Source organism: Coprococcus sp. AF16-22 (assembly GCF_003461545.1).
Taxonomy (GTDB): Bacteria; Bacillota; Clostridia; order Lachnospirales; family Lachnospiraceae; genus Coprococcus; species Coprococcus aceti.
The window spans coordinates 323,575-340,093 of the sequence record NZ_QTXH01000002.1 but is presented as its reverse complement, the minus strand read 5'-3'; the positions used below and the strand labels follow the sequence as shown (position 1 = coordinate 340,093).

Genomic DNA, 16,519 nt, shown 5'->3' with positions numbered 1-16,519 from the left:
TTATATGTCCGTCTTTGTCTGAAAAATCCTCAGACTCCTGTCAAGAATCCCATTCATATGAGCTATAGCAGTTCCATAATTCGTCATCGGGATACTCTGCTGCTCCGCCCTTCCCTGACGACTCTTCATCTCGCGTTCATTCAGCATACAGCCTCCGCAGTGTATCACCAGATCATATCCTGTCAGATCCTCTGGGAATTCCGTTCCGCTGACAAATGTAAATTCAGGCTCAAGTCCTGTGTATCTGCGTATCCATCCTGGCAGCTTCACAGTTCCTATATCATCACACTGTCTGTGATGGGTGCAGCCCTCAGCTATGAGTATCCTTGGAGGTCTGCTGTCCGCATCTGTACGCTGGCCTTCATCCCTCAGCCTGTCCAGGACATATGCGCCATTTACCGCCGCATCAAGCTGCCCTTTAAATCTTGCCATCAGTATGGAGAACGATGTCAGATATATGTCATCCGGCACTATCTTCATAACCTTTGCAAATGCCTGGGAGTCAGTGACCACCAGAGATACATTCCCCTCCAGCCGTCTCAGAGTATCCTCAAGCTCCGTGTCCCTGCACACCACAGCCGTAGCTCCGGTCTCAAGAACATCCCTTATGACCTGCTGCTGCGGAAGTATCAGCCTGCCCTTCGGAGCTGCAGAATCTATCGGTATGACCAGCACCACCATATCACCCGGCTGTATCAGATCTCCGACCAGTCTCCTGGTCATGGTGTCTGTCACCGTGAGCTTTCCTATCAATTCCTTCAGCTCCTCTATTCCCTGTCTGCGCTCTGCGCTGACCCATATGGAATTCTCCGCTGAATTCTGAACCTGTATATCATCCTTAACAAGATCACTCTTATTGTACGCAATTATATAATTTATATTCTTCTCTTTGAAAAGCTCTGTGAGCTCCCTGTCCGCCGCCGAAAGGCCAACCGAACCATCAACCACCAGCACAGCGACATCTATCTTCGCAAGCACCTGTCTGGTCTTCGACACCCTGAGTTCACCCAGCTCGCCGGTATCGTCTATTCCCGGTGTATCTATGATGACCACCGGTCCAAGCGGAAGCAGTTCCATGGACTTGTACACCGGATCCGTGGTGGTTCCCGCCACATCCGACACAACAGCAAGGCTCTGCCCCGTCACTGCATTTACCAGACTGGACTTGCCTGCGTTCCTGCATCCAAAGAAACCTATATGCACTCTGTTTGCCGACGGTGTATCGTTTAAACTCATTTTGCTCCTCCACAATGTGTTAGAATCTAAAATCTCTGTCTCCGTGCTTTATCCTGTCAAGTCTCTCGACCACTATCTGTCTGACTTTCTCATTCGGAATATTCTTCAGCTCATCCTGTATGAGTCTCCTGCCGATCTCCGCGGTCTCCGGCGAAGCATAATCCACCAGATATTCCTCCAGCGTCATGAGTGCGTTCGGATGACAGCAGTTCTGTATCTGTCCGCTCTTGCACAGGCTCATGAACCTGTCGCCGGTTCTGCCCTCTCTGTAACATGCCGTACAGAACGATGGTATATAGCCCTTGGTCATCAGCCAGTTCACAACCTGATCCAGAGTTCTCGTGTCGCTGACATCGAACTGCTCCGACTTCTCATCCTCTGGCTCCGGCTCATAGTAGCCACCCACACTGGTCTTTGAACCACCGCTTATCTGCGACACTCCAAGCCTTATGATCTCATCCCTGACCGTTGGATTCTCCCTTGTGGAGATTATCATTCCTGTATAAGGAACGGCGATTCTGATACATGCTGCGATCTTGCAGAATACATCGTCGCTTATTCCGTTGTCAAATGCCTCAGGATCTATGTCGTCAGCCTTCTTGACTCTTGGCACACTGATGGTGTGCGGACCAACTCCATGAACAGCCTCAAGGTGCTCCGCATGCATCAGCAGCCCCGCAAATTCGTACCTATACTTGTCCAGACCAAAGAGCACTCCCAGACCCACATCGTCTATACCACCTTCCATAGCACGGTCCATAGCCTCTGTGTGATATGCATAGTCATGCTTCGGTCCATATGGATGAAGCTTCTCATACGCTTCCTTATCGTAGGTCTCCTGGAAGAGGATGTACGTTCCAATTCCTGCCTCGTGCAGCTTCCTGTAGTTCTCCACTGTGGTCGCCGCTATATTTACATTTACACGCCTTATTGCACCGTTCTTGTGCTTGATGCTGTATATCGTGTCTATACACTCCAGGATGTACTCGATAGGATTCATCTGAGGATCCTCACCGGCCTCAATGGCCAGTCTCTTGTGACCCATATCCTGCAGTGCTATGACCTCCCGTCTCACCTCTTCCTGGGTGAGCTTCTTTCTGGCTATATGCTTGTTCTTGATGTGATACGGACAATACACACACCCATTTACACAGTAGTTGGACAGATACAGCGGCGCGAACATAACTATTCTGTTGCCGTAGAAGTCCTTCTTGATCTGCTCCGCCAGATCATATATCTCATTTATCTTGTCCGGCATCTCACACGCAAGAAGCACTGATGCCTCCCTGTGGGTAAGCCCCTTCCTGAGCTTTGCCTTCTCTATGATACTGTCGATAAGCTCCACATTGTCCTTGTTCTGATCCGCATAGTCCAGCGTCTCACGGATCTCGCCATCATCTATGAAGTCCTCTGCCTTCATGGATCTCACATCATACATTTTTTGTCAGCCTTCTTTCTTGTATACTGTATGCCCTTCCAATCTTATACACACAATATTATTCAGTGATCTCCGCCTCTGTTGTCTCCTCACTGTCAGCATCCCCGGAATCGACCGGCGTACTCATGCTGTCTATTTCATCCGGCATACGGACATAGTCCACATACCAGCCATCGTCGCACTTCAACATACATTCCTGAACGTGTACCGTGACCTCGCCGCCATCCTTGCCTGTCACTATCCAGTCAGCTTCCACACTTCTGTACTGGGACACGCCCTTAACTCCGTTGTCCGCAAATTGCTGCTGCACATCCTCTATATTGCTCACCGCCTGTATATCGGTGACCTTGCACTCGATCGTATCTATATCCCCGACCTGCTCATCTGTATACGCTCTGAACTTGTTTATATATATGTCCTGTATATCACTCACCGACAAAACCTTTGACGAATCCTCAAACTTCTTCACGTATCCCGGGGCTATCATGTCAGCCATCTCTCCGCCATCGCCAAATGCGTATATGCGGGCGGTCTCCTTTGCCAGCTTGTCCGCCTGATATGAAAATCTGTAATAGATCACATAAAATACCGCAAATACTACCACGATCGCCACTGCCAGAACTATTATAAGCTTCTTGAGGAATCCGCTTTTTTCATTACTGTTTCTCTCTTTACTCTGTCCCATATCTCTACTTCCCAATCCTTGTTTTTGTGGTTAAATACCCTTTTATATTGTATTCACCTGATTTGATATAGTCAACACCTAGCTTCCGTAACCCCCGAACGGGCAGATCATCAACATGACCTGCCCGTTCAGAATAATTATCCATATATCGTTACCAACAATTCATTGTCTCCATCGTATCAAGCTTCCTCTGGATCTTGTCAACGACCATATCCCTGATCTCTGTGGTCGTCTTATCCGCTATAACCTCATATGGGATCGGCTCCAGAAATGCAAGCTGTGTCGTCACACGCCTCAGTGACCATCCCTCAAATGGCTTGAAGGAATCATACAGCACGACTGGAACGATAGGACACTTCGCCTTCTTGGCGATCTTGAAGCTTCCCGGCATGAACTCCTTGAGCTCATTGTGACTGTGATCGTATCCTCCCTCCGGGAATAAAATATATCTCCTTCCCGCCTTGATCTCCGTGGATACATCGTTTATAACCTGTACCTGCTGCTTTATGTCTTCCTTGTCAAGTCTCTGTGCCTTCACAAGATCCGTAAGCTGATCTGCTATGAACAGCTTCGACCTCTTGGCATCCATGACATACGTAATCGGTTTGTCATGGGAAACTATAACTCCCAGTACATCATACTTACCCTGATGATTGGCATACATTATATATCCGCCCTCCTTAGGAAGGTTCTCCATACCCGTGGCAACCGTCTTGATAAAAGCACGACGTCTCACATGATTGCACATAACCTGTGCCATCTGATAACATATATCCTCACCATATTTTTCCGGGTGCCTAGCATAATACGACATCTTTGGCACATAGTACATGATCAGAAACAAGCACGAAACTATTACCCAAATAAATCTTAACATAAATACCTCTAACCAAATACCTTTAACTCAAAAATGTGTGCATATACATGCACACGTCCTCTTTTTCATAAACTTTTATATACATAGTTCACTGTATATACAATTCACCATATACTATCTAGTAATTTTCTCAGTAAAGGCAAAAGTTGTCAAGTAACATTTTATCTATTGTGTCTGCACATAAAAAGGCAACGCCACATCGGTTTCATCGTCCCGCTGCTGGCACTGCCTTTTATAATAGACTCGAAGTCCCGCGCTGACGCGCTCTGTCTTCGTCCCGCTGCATCTTTCGACTGACGGAATTCTTCTAGACTCGAAGTCCCGCGCTGACGCGCTCTATGTTCGGCTTACGCCGAACGACTTCTCGTTATAAGCGCAAAGGAAAATCAAATGGTCATGCTCGTTTCACTTCGCATAACCGCTTGTTTTTCCTTTTGCGCACTATATCTTTTCTGTTACTTTGAGTCTTGTGAGTGCACGGGCAAGTGATGCCTCGCTCTGCTTGTATTCCTTCAGACTCTCTTTCTGTCTGAGTCTCTCTTCCGCTCTGATCTTTGCCTCCTTGGCTCTGACCCTGTCGATATCCTCCGGCTTCTCTGCGGAATCCACGATAAGGACAACTCGGTTATTTACTATCTGAACAAAGCCCTCACCGACAACACCGACTACCTGCTCACCCTTGCTGGTGGTAATCCTGATCTCGCCTATGCTGGTGGCTATGACCATGTTCTCGTGATGTGCAAGAACCGCTTTCTCTCCATCTTCAAGTGGAAGAACTATTTTCTCTGCCCGGCCGTCGAAGAATATCTTATTACTGGAAATAACTCTCAGATAAAATGTATTCATCTATGCACTTCCTTTACTGGCCCTTCTCGGCCTTTTCCTTTACTTCCTCTATAGTACCTACATTGAAGAATGCCCACTCAGGATACTCGTCCATCTCACCGTCAACGATCATCTTGAAGCCCTTGATCGTATCCTTGAGACTTACATACTTTCCAGGAATACCTGTGAAGTTCTCAGCAACATGGAATGGCTGTGACAGGAATCTCTGAACCTTTCTGGCTCTGGTAACTGTAAGCTTATCCTCATCTGACAGCTCCTCCATACCGAGGATTGCGATGATATCCTGCAGCTCCTTGTACTTCTGAAGTATCTCCTGTACACGTCTTGCAACATTATAATGCTCCTCGCCGACTATATCAGCCTCAAGAATTCGTGAGCTTGACTCCAGCGGATCTACTGCCGGATAGATACCCTGCTCAACGATCTTTCTTGAAAGAACTGTATTTGCATCCAGATGCGCAAATGTTGTGGCTGGGGCAGGATCTGTAAGGTCATCGGCTGGCACATATACGGCCTGGACTGACGTGACTGATCCTTCCTTGGTAGATGCGATTCGCTCCTGAAGCTCACCCATCTCATTTGCAAGTGTTGGCTGATAACCAACGGCTGATGGCATACGTCCGAGAAGTGATGAAACCTCTGAACCTGCCTGTGTAAATCTGAATATATTGTCGATGAACAGAAGCACATCCTGATGATTTACATCACGGAAATACTCTGCCATTGTAAGTCCTGTCTCTGCAACTCTCATTCTGGCTCCAGGTGGCTCATTCATCTGTCCGAACACCAGGGCGGTCTTGTCGATAACGCCTGACTCGCTCATCTCTGTCCACAGATCATTTCCCTCTCTTGAACGCTCTCCAACACCAGTGAATATTGAGTATCCACCATGTACGGATGCGATATTCTGGATAAGCTCCTGGATAAGGACTGTCTTACCAACTCCGGCACCGCCGAACAGACCGATCTTACCACCCTTTGAGTAAGGTGCAAGAAGATCTATGACCTTGATTCCTGTCTCAAGTATCTCGATGACAGGACTCTGATTCTCAAATGTTGGCGGCTCTCTGTGGATTACCCAGTGCTCTGTGTCTGAGAGATCCTCCTTGCCATCTATTGTCTCACCAAGCACGTTGAACAGACGTCCAAGTGTCTGATTCCCTACTGGAACTTTGATTCCTGATCCGGTCGCAACGACTTCCATATCTCTTGAAAGTCCCTCGCTGGCGGACAGCATGATACATCTTACTGTATTATTTCCTACGTGCTGTGCTACTTCCATAACACATTTTTTTCCATGATTATCTACTTCAAGAGCATCCTTGATGTATGGCAGATCGTTGTCTGGAAATTCTACGTCTACGACAGGTCCCATGACCTGTACTATCTTACCATTTTTCAAAACATCAGACCTCCTTTACAATTATTTATTGAGCTTATTAGCTCCTGTCTCTCTGAGCTCTGGCGCCGCCCGCGATCTCTGTGATCTCCTGCGTTATGGCTGCCTGCCTTGCTCTGTTGTATTTGATATTGAGATCATCCAGCATCTCCTTGGCACTCTTTGTGGCTGAGTCCATCGCCATCATTCGGCTGTTCTGCTCACTGCAGAAGGACTCTACCAGAGCGCCGTATATATATCCCATGACACAGTTTGGTACGATTCGGTCAAGCACTGCCTTCGGTGAAGGCTCCATGGTAATCTCCTCGTGGAACACATCCGCAGGAACGCCTGCGAAGTCAGTCCTCTTCATAGGGAGGAGCTGTATCATCTGCGGTTCAACGACCACACTGCTCTTCATGTTGGTATATATGATGTATACCTCATCTATATCGCCATTCTCATAGTTCTCAAGCATCTTGTCCGCTATGACTCTGGCTCTGTGAAGACTAGGATTCTGCGCTGTATACTGGAAATGTATATCTATAGGCACTCCCTTCTTGGCGAAGTAGTGTCTTCCCACCTGGCCGACTACATACAGCTCACTGTTTGGGTGGGTTGCAAGCTCCTGCTCAGCGATCTTGATTACATTGTGGTTGTAGGCACCAGCCATACCTTTGTCGGCGGTAATGACCAGATAACCTCGCCTTCTGTCCTCTTCCTTGATTCCCTCTCTGCTGTCGAAGTACAGATGCTCCATCTCAGGAACATGTCTGAGCATTCTGGCAAGAGCAACCTGAAGTGTGTAGAAGTAAGGCTCCGTGTTCTCAAGATCTGTCCTCGCCTTTTTAAGCTTGGAAGATGAGATCATATACATTGCATTGGTGATCTTCTGAGTATCCTTGATACTCTTTATTCTATTCTGGATTTCTTTGGTATTTGCCAATCAAATCACCTCTCAACGAATCTTCTTATTTCTCCTGAGATCTATCTCTCGATAAACTCCTTAGCGGCTGCGACTATCTTGTCCTTCAGCTCATCGGTAAGCACCTGCTTCTCCTCGATCTCATCCACGATATCCTTATGGGCACTGTGGAAGTATTCAAGCATCTCAAGTTTCTTCTTCTTGACCTCTGAAACCTCAACTGGAAGGAATACCTTATTGGTAGCTGCTACCAGAATGATAACCTCCTCGGCCATTGACAGCGGATTACACAGAGGCTGCTTTAAAAGCTCCATAAGTCCCTTGCCGTACTGAAGCTGTTCCTTGGTATTCTCATCAAGATCTGAACTGAACTGTGTGAACACCTCCATCTCTCTGTACTGTGCCAGATCGATACGGATACTTCCTGCGGCCTTCTTCATCGCCTTTGTCTGCGCTGCACCACCAACTCGTGATACCGACAGACCGACGTTGACAGCAGGTCTCATACCTGAGAAGAACAGATCGCTCTCGAGGAATATCTGTCCATCTGTGATAGATATAACATTTGTAGGTATATAAGCAGATACATCGCCTGCCTGTGTCTCGATAATAGGAAGGGCTGTGATGGAGCCTCCTCCCAGCTCATCCTTAAGCTTACTTGATCTCTCAAGAAGTCTTGAATGGAGATAGAATACATCTCCAGGATATGCCTCACGTCCTGGTGAACGTCCGAGAAGCAGTGACAATGTTCTGTAAGCAACAGCGTGCTTTGACAGATCATCATACACGATCAGCACATCCTTGCCCTTATGCATGAAATACTCAGCGATCGCTGTACCTGAATAAGGCGCAATATACTGAAGTGGTGCTGAATCACTTGCTGTAGATGCAACGACTATCGTGTAGTCCATGGCATCATATTTGTTCAGGTTATTTACAACCTTGGCTATTGTTGAAGCCTTCTGGCCTATAGCCACATATACACAGATGACATCCTTGCCCTTCTGATTCAGAATGGTATCTATCGCTATGGATGTCTTACCTGTCTGTCTGTCTCCTATGATCAGCTCTCTCTGTCCTCTTCCGATTGGGAACATGGCATCTATCGAGAGGATTCCTGTCTGAAGCGGCTGGTTGACCGACTTACGATCAACTATGCTTGGAGCCGGATTCTCTATTGGACGATAATCCGTTGACTCTATGCTGCCCTTTCCATCTATAGGTGCTCCAAGGGCATCAACTATACGTCCGATAAATGCATCGCCTACAGGGATGCCTGCACGCTTTCCCGTTCTGCTGACCTTTGTTCCTTCTTTGATTCCTGTATCACGACCGAACAGAATACATCCTATCTCTGTTCTTCTGATATCCTGAACCATACCTTTGACACCATTCTCAAAAACAACGATCTCGCCGTACATGGCATTGTCTATACCGTATACGGTTACGATTCCATCACCTACATAGATGACCTTACCGACTTCTTTGTCCCTGGAGTCAAAATCATAATTCTCTATCTCTTCTTTGAGTATAGAAATAATATCCTCTGAACTAATTGAACTCAATTTATCACCTCATAACCAGTTTCTGTCTAAGGGATTTGTACCTGCCCAGAATGCTTCTGTCGTACTCGCGGTCTCCCGTTCTTATGACAAATCCACCTATCAATTCTTTTTTCTCCACCATAGAAAGCTGTACCGCCTTGCTTCCATACTCTTTCATAAGGAAGTTCTCGATACCTGCCTTCTGCTTATCAGTTGGCGGTGTGACATAATAGAGAGTTGCCGAAAGGATATCCTGCTGCTCTCTGGCATACTTCTCATACTCGTCAAATATGTCATGTATCATGTCAAATCCATCGTTGTCACACAGGGTCTTCATGAAATTTACCAGATCCTTATTGCCAAATCTGTCAAATACCCTGTCAACGACCTTGCGCTTGTCCGCGTGGCTGACCACCGGATCTGCCAGTGCATATACCAGCTCCGGACTACCATCCACAAGCGCCTTTATCTCCTCCACCATGTCCTGACTGATTCCAAGCTGATAGAGGACAATTCCGTAATTAATTGCCTTCTGTGTCACCTGAATCACCTACTTCATTCAAAAACTCGTCATACATGGCAGCTCCTGCTGATTCCGCATCACCTTCACCGCCCACGATCTTGCCGGCTGCTGCCATTGCAAGCTCTGCGATCTGTGACTGCATATCAGAAAGTGCCTTGTTCTGCTTGATCTCTATGGTCTTCTCCGCATCCTTTATCATCTTGACTGACTTTGCATCAGCCTGATCTATGATACGGCTGTACTCATTCTGGGCCTCCACACGGGATTTCTCACGGAGATCCCTACACTCAGCATCAACCCCTGCAAGGGTATCCTCATACTGAGACTTGAGTTTCATTGCTTCAGCCTTCTGATTGTTGGCATCCGATATGGTGCCAGCGATCATATCTTCTCTCTTCTTGATGACATCGTTGAGCGGTCCTATCAAGAACTTCTTCAAAAGAAGAAACAGAACTATTAAGTTGATAATGGTGAATGCTATTGTAGAAAATTCTATATCAATCATATAGCCACTCCTATCTTTCTGTTTCTATTATCCGCATCTCTTCTGCAATTCCAGATTTCTATCAGATATTTCTATTAAAATATCCATCTGACCAAAAATCTGATTACTTAAGAAGAATGATTGCAAGAAGTCCGATTACGAAACCGTAGATAGCTGTTGCCTCTGCAAGGGCACAACCGATGATAAGAAGCTTTGTGATCTTTCCGTCCGCCTCCGGCTGTCTAGCTACAGCCTCAACTGCCTTTGATGTTGCAAGACCGATTCCAAGTCCTGCGCCAAGTCCTACTAATGCTGCTATACCTGCTCCAATTGCTAATAATCCGTTCATATCATTTTCTCCTTCTTATTTTCATTTTTAAAATCAGATAATCTTTACTCCATCGCTTCCTGCATGTAAAGCGTAGTCAGGAAAGTAAATACAAATGCCTGTAAAAATCCATCAAAGAAATCAAAGTACAGGCTGAGTGGGATAGGGACAATGAGTGGAACTACTGCCTCTATCAGCTTCATGATGACGAATGCTCCGAGAACATTACCAAAAAGTCGCATACACAGCGACAGCGGCTTGATGACAAGCTCAAGTACATTAAGCGGTGCAACTATTGCTACCGGCTCTGCAAAACTCTTGACCCAGCCTTTTGTCCCCTTTCCTCGTATTCCTGCCACCTGTACGAGTATGATACTCATGATGGCCAGTGAGGCTGTCACATTCAGATCCTTTGTTGGTGGTTTAAAGCCAAATACACCCATGATGTTGGCCATGCCGATGTACAGAATAACCGTTATCAGATACGGAACATACTTCATGCCCGCCTCTCCGATAACACCTTTGAACAGGTTGTTAAAAGTAGTTATTATGGTCTCCAGCACAAGCTGTTTCTTACCCGGATTCTCAACTTTGAGATTCCTTACAAGGATAATCGACAACAGCACAAGCACTGCCATAATGATCCATGTTACCACCACAGATTCCGTTACCGGTATTCCACCAAATATTGGTATTGTAAATACTGTTTTGCATTGGAGTTCATTGGATAACTCTTCTGCCAGATCCGTAAGACATCACTTCCTTTCACACTGTTTTCTATCAGGTGTTTGCGAAAATTCAAATATCCTAGTGTCTGAGCTGCTTTAGCATACCCATCAGGGAGCGCTCCCGCTTAACTCAGCCTGCTGCGGTACTAAGATGCCGCTAACGCGCCATCTAAGGACCGGCGGCTTCGTATATCCCTGAGTGGGTAAAGCTAAACAGCTCAGGCACATTCTCAATTACTTATTTCGCAACCATCTATATGTCAAAACACTATTTCTTCTCTCATTTATTATTTGTTTATTATAGAAATAGCATTCCTGGCATCTGCCTCAGACAGCCCCACAAGTACGTTCTCTGTGTTGATCCAGTGAGAATCGAGTTCATGAGCCTCCCAGTCCATATCCATATCATCCAGTATGACATATCCCTCTACGGAATTCGCAGTCACATAATCCTTGACTGCACATGCTCTGGTATAATCCCCGTACTTGTTTCTGAGCTCATCCCCTGAAGAAGTTGCCCCATATACTTCCATTCCAGCATCCGCAAGTCTGTCTATCAGTTCCCTTACGTGTGCCTTACTGATATCCTTATCAATCACCTGTTTTCTCCAGTCACTTGTCATGACCAGCTTCGCTCCTGTGGCATCCACAACCATCTTGAGGTTAGCCACATTCTTAGGATTGATAAACTCCCCATGCTTCTCACACAGAAATTTCTCCGAATTCAGTACGCCGTCTACATCAAAAAATACTACATTCATACGGTCATACTCCCCTATCTTTTTTTCTAAAAAGCTACTCTCGCTCCTTGCTTGCGTATTTTATCACCATTCAAAACAAATTTAAAGTCATTTATTTGCCCTTATAGTCAAATTTTAATCATTTTTTATTTTTGTATTATTTTTCGTAACAAAAACAGTTTTTTGTCACAGTTTTCCCAAGAAGCCCGCATAAAACCTAGTGTATCACCAGTTTATACTTTTTTTATAATTTTAACATTTCGTTTATAATTAGCTTTTCTTCCAAATCATCAAAGTAAAATTCGCCACTCCCATCACCCTTCCGCCAGAAACAGGCTGGGTATTCTTCCGCGGCTGTATATCATCTGCTATATATGTGGTATCGGTAGCGAATACGACTGAGCTTCGGTGCTTCTTGCCGAGTTGGAAGCCGCATCGCCCTTATCGCGGCCGGAAACGAGTGCATATAGAAGCTAAGCCGAAGCGAAGGAAGTAGAGCGTGATACCACATATATAGCAGATGATATACCCGCCCCGCGGAAGAATACCCAGCCGTCCGTCCTTCGCCCCCCACGAAAAAAGGCTATCTCGTGTTCGACGCCCTAACGCTCGACACGTGATAGCCTTGTTCCCTCTGCCGTAATCCGTCACCCCCATTGTGACAGACTATTGTAGAAAATGACCCCCTTGTCATCTCTCGATGTAACAGATAAATTCATTATATCATATTTAATTTCATATTAAAGAGCAGTTCATACACTTTCCTGCGCATACACAAATCGCAAAAGTGTATATTCTTACACTTTTCAACTGGACAAGCCTGTTTCTTCTATTATATAATGTTACTGAGGTGAATTACATGCAGCAACAATACGATATAGGGAAAAGACTCAGGGAAGTCATGGCTGAACGCGGGGTTACGATCAGTCAGTTAGCTGAGTTGACAGATGTCTCTGAGGATACGATAAAAGCCATCAGGAGCGGCAAGACCAAGAGCCCGGGAATACAGCTTATGATATCCATCGCAGACGCACTTGGATGTACCATGGATGGATTTCTCCATAGGCGCAGCCTTACGGACGAGGAATTGTATCTCCTGCAAAAATACAGAACACTCAACATCCACGGCAAGCGGATGGTCATGCTAATGGCGGACTCTGAAGATCACATGCAGAAGAAGCTTCCTTCAGCGGATGCGTACCGCGCCAAAACGCGCAGGATTCCGTGTATTTCCTCAACTCACACGCTTGCTTCCAATTCAGACTACTCAACACACGCGACAGAATTTATAGAGATACCCGCCGATTATTTTCCAAATGCAGATTATTGTCTGAGGCTCACGACTAATATGCTCCATCCTATCTATATTAAGGATGATATTATAGCCGTGGAACAAAACTTTCCTCATTTCGGAGATATTGCGTTATTCCTGAACGAGAATGGAGTCGAGATGATCAGAAAATATACAGAAAAGGATGGCTCACCATACCTTGAAGCTGTCAGCAGATGTGATAGATCCCTGTATCTCACAAGTGATATCATTTGTCTGGGAACGATCCTCGGAATCGTCCGTCTGGAAGACACAAGAAAACCGCCTATTACATAAAGGCGGTTTTTCTTATATATAAATATTATGATGTCGATTACTCTGCTCCACCGGTGATAAGCCATGGTGACGGCTGGGTAACGAACATGTTGTCCTTGTTGGTTTTGGATACAGATATCTGAATAGCCTCCATATTCTTTATTCCGAGCTTATCAAATATGAGCTTTGCCTGTGCAAGTATTCCAAGATCAAGTGTGTATATGACAAACTGCATATTCGGATTGATCTTGAGCAGTCTCTCCATATCTGACTCCAGATAATGATTTGCAACTATGAATGCCAGTCTCGGAACAGGTATGGCTGCCAGAGTCTCCTCGCTCATGTCTGGGATTATCTGTACATTATGTACTCCGAACTTGTCAACATTCTCCTCCATGGATCTTCTCGAACCCTCGTCCGGCTCAACGGCTATAATGTTGCCCTCGCTTGCCACGATCGCAGCCTCAATGACTATACTCTCGGCCTGGAGTGCCAAGATGGTGTCATGCGTATCCACATCCAGCAGACTCATGATGACTGCTCTTATCTCCTTGCCGACATAGTGTACTGTTCCAGCCGAGAAGAAATCATTTGCAATTCCGTATCTGACGGATTCCCTTGTCTTCTCATTCATGATGAATATAACTGTTGGCCCTGTTATCTTCCTGTTCAGCACCTTCTCCAGCTTGTCATGATGAACCTCGCCGCCGGGCTCCACACCCTCTGCATACCACATGTCATACTCGCCAAAGCCCTTCTCCCAAAGCGTGTACAACAGATCCTCATGACTCTGATCTGCAAATATAAGAACTCTCTTGTGTGTGTCTATAGTCGGAACAACGTTCTTCTGTTTTCCGCATATATTCAGCATCTTTATCTTCTCAGGACTGACCTTCATCATGTCTGCAAAATAGCCAAGCCAACTGAGCATATCCTTGTTCTCGTACATAACCATAACCCTCCTTTAGTTGTCCGTCCAATCTTTTATATAGCACATTTATTATACTATTTTATCGATCTTCTGTACACCCAAAGAGAGGCAAACAGACACTTTTTTGACTGTCATCAACTTACCACGTTCAGCTTGTGCTCTCTATACATATTGTATACGGACTCCGGAAGCTTATCGTCGGTTATGATGGTGAATTCCGGCTGGAGATCACTGAGCTTGAAATCTCCCTTTGTCTCGAATTTCGTGCTGTCCGCCAGCAGAAATACCTCGCTAGCATGGCCTATCAGCATGCACTGATTCTCATAGGTCTCCCTTATAAAATCATGTGCGCCATCCTCGACCGAAAGTGCCGAAGGTACTACAAATGCCTTTGAAAAATACAGTTTCTGCATCGCCTCATGTGTCAGGAAGCCATAAAACAACTTCTCCTTCGGGAGATATTCACCGCCCAGCAGGGTTATCCTGTAATTTCCACATTCCGATAATATGGAGAACACCTCCGAGGAATAGGTTATGACGGATAGTGAGTCAAAATTGCGCGCCTTCAGTGCCATGGCGAACAACGACGCCGTGCTGCCTGAATCTATCGCTATGGTGTCTCCATCCTTCACATACTCAAGCGCTTTCCTGGCTATCTGCTCCTTGAGTTCCATATTGGATGTGCCCCTGACATCCATATCCTCAAACCGGTATCTCTTCTTCACAGAAACCGCACCGCCGTGTACCCTCGTGAGCATGTTGTTATTTTCAAGATCCTCAAGATCACGTCTCACCGTCTCGGTCGACACGCCCAGCAGCTCAACCAGTCTGGCAACAGTAACCGAATGATTAAGATTTACCTGATCCAATATTATCTGTTTACGCTGATCTGCTAACATCTGTCCCCTCCCTTATTTCCTTATAAACTGAGCCCTATGTTTTCTGACCTGCAACATGATTGTATCAAAATAAGCGGTGCCGTGTAAACCTTTATTCCGACATATCCAGTCCATACAGCCTGCAGAGAACCGCAGTATATCCCTCTATACAGTCGAGGATCCTGTCGATCTCCACATGCTCCTGTGCCTGATGCGCCTGACTCATCATCGCACCCGAATATCCTATAGTCGGTATGTTGTATTTGCCGCATATAACGCTTCCGTCGGTTCCAAACTGCCAGTATATCTTCTCAACATCCTGACCAAGCTCCTTAAGCGTCCTGTATGTCAGCTCGACATACTCATTATCCTTGCCGGTCACCCACGCCGGATGCTGCTTTGCCGCCTCCGCCTCATAACCAGTGTAACACGTCCTCTTATTCATTCTCGGATGAACGACAGCTCTGAGCTCAGGATCCTTTTTCTTCTGCTCATCCAGGAATTTCTGAACCCTGCTCACCGTATCCTCTATGGTCATAGGTGGCACATATCTCTGATCCACTGTGATCTCACAATAGTCCGGCACACAGGAATACTTCTGTCCCGGTGTTACCACCACATCAGTGATGACCATGGACGTCTTACCCATCTCATGTACGAGCGGTTCACTGCCAAAGTTATGCATGATCGCATCCATTATAGGGAGCGCTTTCTCAACAGCATTTATGCCCTCCTGCGGAGCGGACGAGTGCGCCACCTTACCGTACACCTCTATGACAAGCTCGATCTTGCCTCGCTGTCCGATGGCAAGATTGCCGTCTGACGGCTCCCCCAGATAGCACAGGTCAACATCAAGGCCGTGCTCCGGAAGAGTGTGCTCCATAAGATAAATCGTTCCGATACTCTCCGCCGGCTCCTCATAGACGACTGCAGCAAATATAAGATTGCCCGATATCTTCGCCCCGGCATCCACCAGCTTTTTGATCTCCATAAATGCAAAGAATTCCGAAGTCAGGCCAGCAAGCATATCGCTTATGCCTCTGCCGTATAACTTTCCATCCTCCACCTTCGGCTCAAATGGCGAATACGGACTCCATGCATCTATGCTTCCCTCAGGCACAACATCCATATGTCCAGTCAGAAGCACGTTTGGACCGTCACCCTCTCCGCGGATGACTCCGACCACGTTGCCGCACTCATCGCGGAAATGCTCAATACCAAGCTCCTCCATGGCCTGCATAAACACCTCCGAGGTGGCTTTCTCCTCCCCGGAATATGCCTGTGCGCGTATATTCTTACTGACAAATTCTACCCATGAATCTTCCATATTCTTATAATAATCCTTCATGCTATACATCTCCCTTTCCTGAACCGGTTTCATAATACGATCTGC

The 16,519-nt window shown here is 46.2% G+C and carries 17 protein-coding genes; 1 reads left to right on the top strand and 16 read right to left on the bottom strand.

Annotated features, from left to right (window positions below):
• The 13 genes from hydF to DWW60_RS04095 all read right to left on the bottom strand — a co-directional run bounded on the left by hydF (position 1) and on the right by DWW60_RS04095 (position 11,753).
• Positions 1 to 1,236, bottom strand: coding sequence for a [FeFe] hydrogenase H-cluster maturation GTPase HydF (hydF, locus tag DWW60_RS04155; RefSeq protein ID WP_015534644.1), 1,236 nt, complete (start codon positions 1,234 to 1,236; stop codon positions 1 to 3).
• Between the two features lie 19 nt (positions 1,237 to 1,255).
• On the bottom strand, positions 1,256 to 2,674 hold the full coding sequence (gene hydG, locus DWW60_RS04150) for a [FeFe] hydrogenase H-cluster radical SAM maturase HydG (RefSeq protein WP_015534643.1): 1,419 nt from the start codon (positions 2,672 to 2,674) through the stop codon (positions 1,256 to 1,258).
• Between the two features lie 58 nt (positions 2,675 to 2,732).
• Positions 2,733 to 3,359, bottom strand: coding sequence for a hypothetical protein (locus DWW60_RS04145; protein WP_015534642.1), 627 nt, complete (start codon positions 3,357 to 3,359; stop codon positions 2,733 to 2,735).
• Positions 3,360 to 3,510: 151 nt separating this feature from the next.
• Positions 3,511 to 4,236 (bottom strand): lysophospholipid acyltransferase family protein, encoded by a 726-nt coding sequence (locus tag DWW60_RS04140; protein WP_022216968.1) that lies wholly within the window; start codon positions 4,234 to 4,236, stop codon positions 3,511 to 3,513.
• Positions 4,237 to 4,677: 441 nt separating this feature from the next.
• Positions 4,678 to 5,082, bottom strand: a complete 405-nt coding sequence (gene atpC / locus DWW60_RS04135) for an ATP synthase F1 subunit epsilon (RefSeq protein ID WP_022216969.1) — start codon at positions 5,080 to 5,082, stop codon at positions 4,678 to 4,680.
• A 13-nt stretch (positions 5,083 to 5,095) separates the two neighbouring features.
• Positions 5,096 to 6,484 (bottom strand): F0F1 ATP synthase subunit beta, encoded by a 1,389-nt coding sequence (gene atpD, locus DWW60_RS04130; protein ID WP_022216970.1) that lies wholly within the window; start codon positions 6,482 to 6,484, stop codon positions 5,096 to 5,098.
• A 37-nt stretch (positions 6,485 to 6,521) separates the two neighbouring features.
• Positions 6,522 to 7,406: an ATP synthase F1 subunit gamma gene (gene atpG, locus DWW60_RS04125; protein ID WP_117874433.1), complete on the bottom strand. Its 885-nt coding sequence runs from the start codon at positions 7,404 to 7,406 to the stop codon at positions 6,522 to 6,524.
• 41 nt (positions 7,407 to 7,447) lie between these two features.
• On the bottom strand, positions 7,448 to 8,950 hold the full coding sequence (gene atpA, locus DWW60_RS04120) for a F0F1 ATP synthase subunit alpha (RefSeq protein WP_022216972.1): 1,503 nt from the start codon (positions 8,948 to 8,950) through the stop codon (positions 7,448 to 7,450).
• A 4-nt stretch (positions 8,951 to 8,954) separates the two neighbouring features.
• Positions 8,955 to 9,470: an ATP synthase F1 subunit delta gene (gene atpH, locus DWW60_RS04115; protein WP_055145112.1), complete on the bottom strand. Its 516-nt coding sequence runs from the start codon at positions 9,468 to 9,470 to the stop codon at positions 8,955 to 8,957.
• Positions 9,451 to 9,957, bottom strand: a complete 507-nt coding sequence (gene atpF / locus DWW60_RS04110; RefSeq protein WP_022216974.1) for a F0F1 ATP synthase subunit B — start codon at positions 9,955 to 9,957, stop codon at positions 9,451 to 9,453. Before atpF ends, atpH begins: the two co-directional genes overlap by 20 nt.
• Before the next feature lie 103 nt (positions 9,958 to 10,060).
• Positions 10,061 to 10,285: an ATP synthase F0 subunit C gene (gene atpE, locus DWW60_RS04105; protein ID WP_004852001.1), complete on the bottom strand. Its 225-nt coding sequence runs from the start codon at positions 10,283 to 10,285 to the stop codon at positions 10,061 to 10,063.
• Between the two features lie 44 nt (positions 10,286 to 10,329).
• Positions 10,330 to 11,007: a F0F1 ATP synthase subunit A gene (locus DWW60_RS04100; protein ID WP_071849465.1), complete on the bottom strand. Its 678-nt coding sequence runs from the start codon at positions 11,005 to 11,007 to the stop codon at positions 10,330 to 10,332.
• A 272-nt stretch (positions 11,008 to 11,279) separates the two neighbouring features.
• Entirely contained in the window at positions 11,280 to 11,753 is a 474-nt protein-coding gene (locus tag DWW60_RS04095) for an HAD domain-containing protein (RefSeq protein WP_117874432.1), read from the bottom strand.
• Positions 11,754 to 12,591: 838 nt separating this feature from the next.
• Here DWW60_RS04095 and DWW60_RS04090 point away from each other — a divergent pair.
• Positions 12,592 to 13,338, top strand: a complete 747-nt coding sequence (locus DWW60_RS04090; RefSeq protein ID WP_015534638.1) for a helix-turn-helix domain-containing protein — start codon at positions 12,592 to 12,594, stop codon at positions 13,336 to 13,338.
• 37 nt (positions 13,339 to 13,375) lie between these two features.
• On the opposite strand, the gene DWW60_RS04085 is transcribed toward DWW60_RS04090, so the two are convergent.
• The 3 genes from DWW60_RS04085 to DWW60_RS04075 all read right to left on the bottom strand — a co-directional run bounded on the left by DWW60_RS04085 (position 13,376) and on the right by DWW60_RS04075 (position 16,474).
• The gene (locus DWW60_RS04085; protein ID WP_055145109.1) at positions 13,376 to 14,266 is read right to left on the bottom strand and encodes a hypothetical protein; all 891 of its coding nucleotides are present in this window, start codon (positions 14,264 to 14,266) and stop codon (positions 13,376 to 13,378) included.
• 116 nt (positions 14,267 to 14,382) lie between these two features.
• Entirely contained in the window at positions 14,383 to 15,147 is a 765-nt protein-coding gene (locus tag DWW60_RS04080; protein WP_117874431.1) for a DeoR/GlpR family DNA-binding transcription regulator, read from the bottom strand.
• A gap of 91 nt (positions 15,148 to 15,238) precedes the next feature.
• Positions 15,239 to 16,474, bottom strand: a complete 1,236-nt coding sequence (locus DWW60_RS04075) for a M20 family metallopeptidase (protein WP_158565873.1) — start codon at positions 16,472 to 16,474, stop codon at positions 15,239 to 15,241.
• Positions 16,475 to 16,519 lie beyond the last annotated feature (45 nt).

Coding starts and splice junctions, on each gene's coding strand:
- hydG (WP_015534643.1), bottom strand. CDS start 2,674: ATGTATGATGTGAGATCCATGAAGGCAGAGGACTTCATAGATGATGGC.
- DWW60_RS04090 (WP_015534638.1), top strand. CDS start 12,592: ATGCAGCAACAATACGATATAGGGAAAAGACTCAGGGAAGTCATGGCT.
- DWW60_RS04145 (WP_015534642.1), bottom strand. CDS start 3,359: ATGGGACAGAGTAAAGAGAGAAACAGTAATGAAAAAAGCGGATTCCTC.
- DWW60_RS04075 (WP_158565873.1), bottom strand. CDS start 16,474: ATGAAGGATTATTATAAGAATATGGAAGATTCATGGGTAGAATTTGTC.
- atpF (WP_022216974.1), bottom strand. CDS start 9,957: ATGATTGATATAGAATTTTCTACAATAGCATTCACCATTATCAACTTA.
- DWW60_RS04140 (WP_022216968.1), bottom strand. CDS start 4,236: ATGTTAAGATTTATTTGGGTAATAGTTTCGTGCTTGTTTCTGATCATG.
- hydF (WP_015534644.1), bottom strand. CDS start 1,236: ATGAGTTTAAACGATACACCGTCGGCAAACAGAGTGCATATAGGTTTC.
- atpC (WP_022216969.1), bottom strand. CDS start 5,082: ATGAATACATTTTATCTGAGAGTTATTTCCAGTAATAAGATATTCTTC.
- DWW60_RS04085 (WP_055145109.1), bottom strand. CDS start 14,266: ATGTACGAGAACAAGGATATGCTCAGTTGGCTTGGCTATTTTGCAGAC.
- DWW60_RS04080 (WP_117874431.1), bottom strand. CDS start 15,147: ATGTTAGCAGATCAGCGTAAACAGATAATATTGGATCAGGTAAATCTT.
- atpE (WP_004852001.1), bottom strand. CDS start 10,285: ATGAACGGATTATTAGCAATTGGAGCAGGTATAGCAGCATTAGTAGGA.
- DWW60_RS04095 (WP_117874432.1), bottom strand. CDS start 11,753: ATGAATGTAGTATTTTTTGATGTAGACGGCGTACTGAATTCGGAGAAA.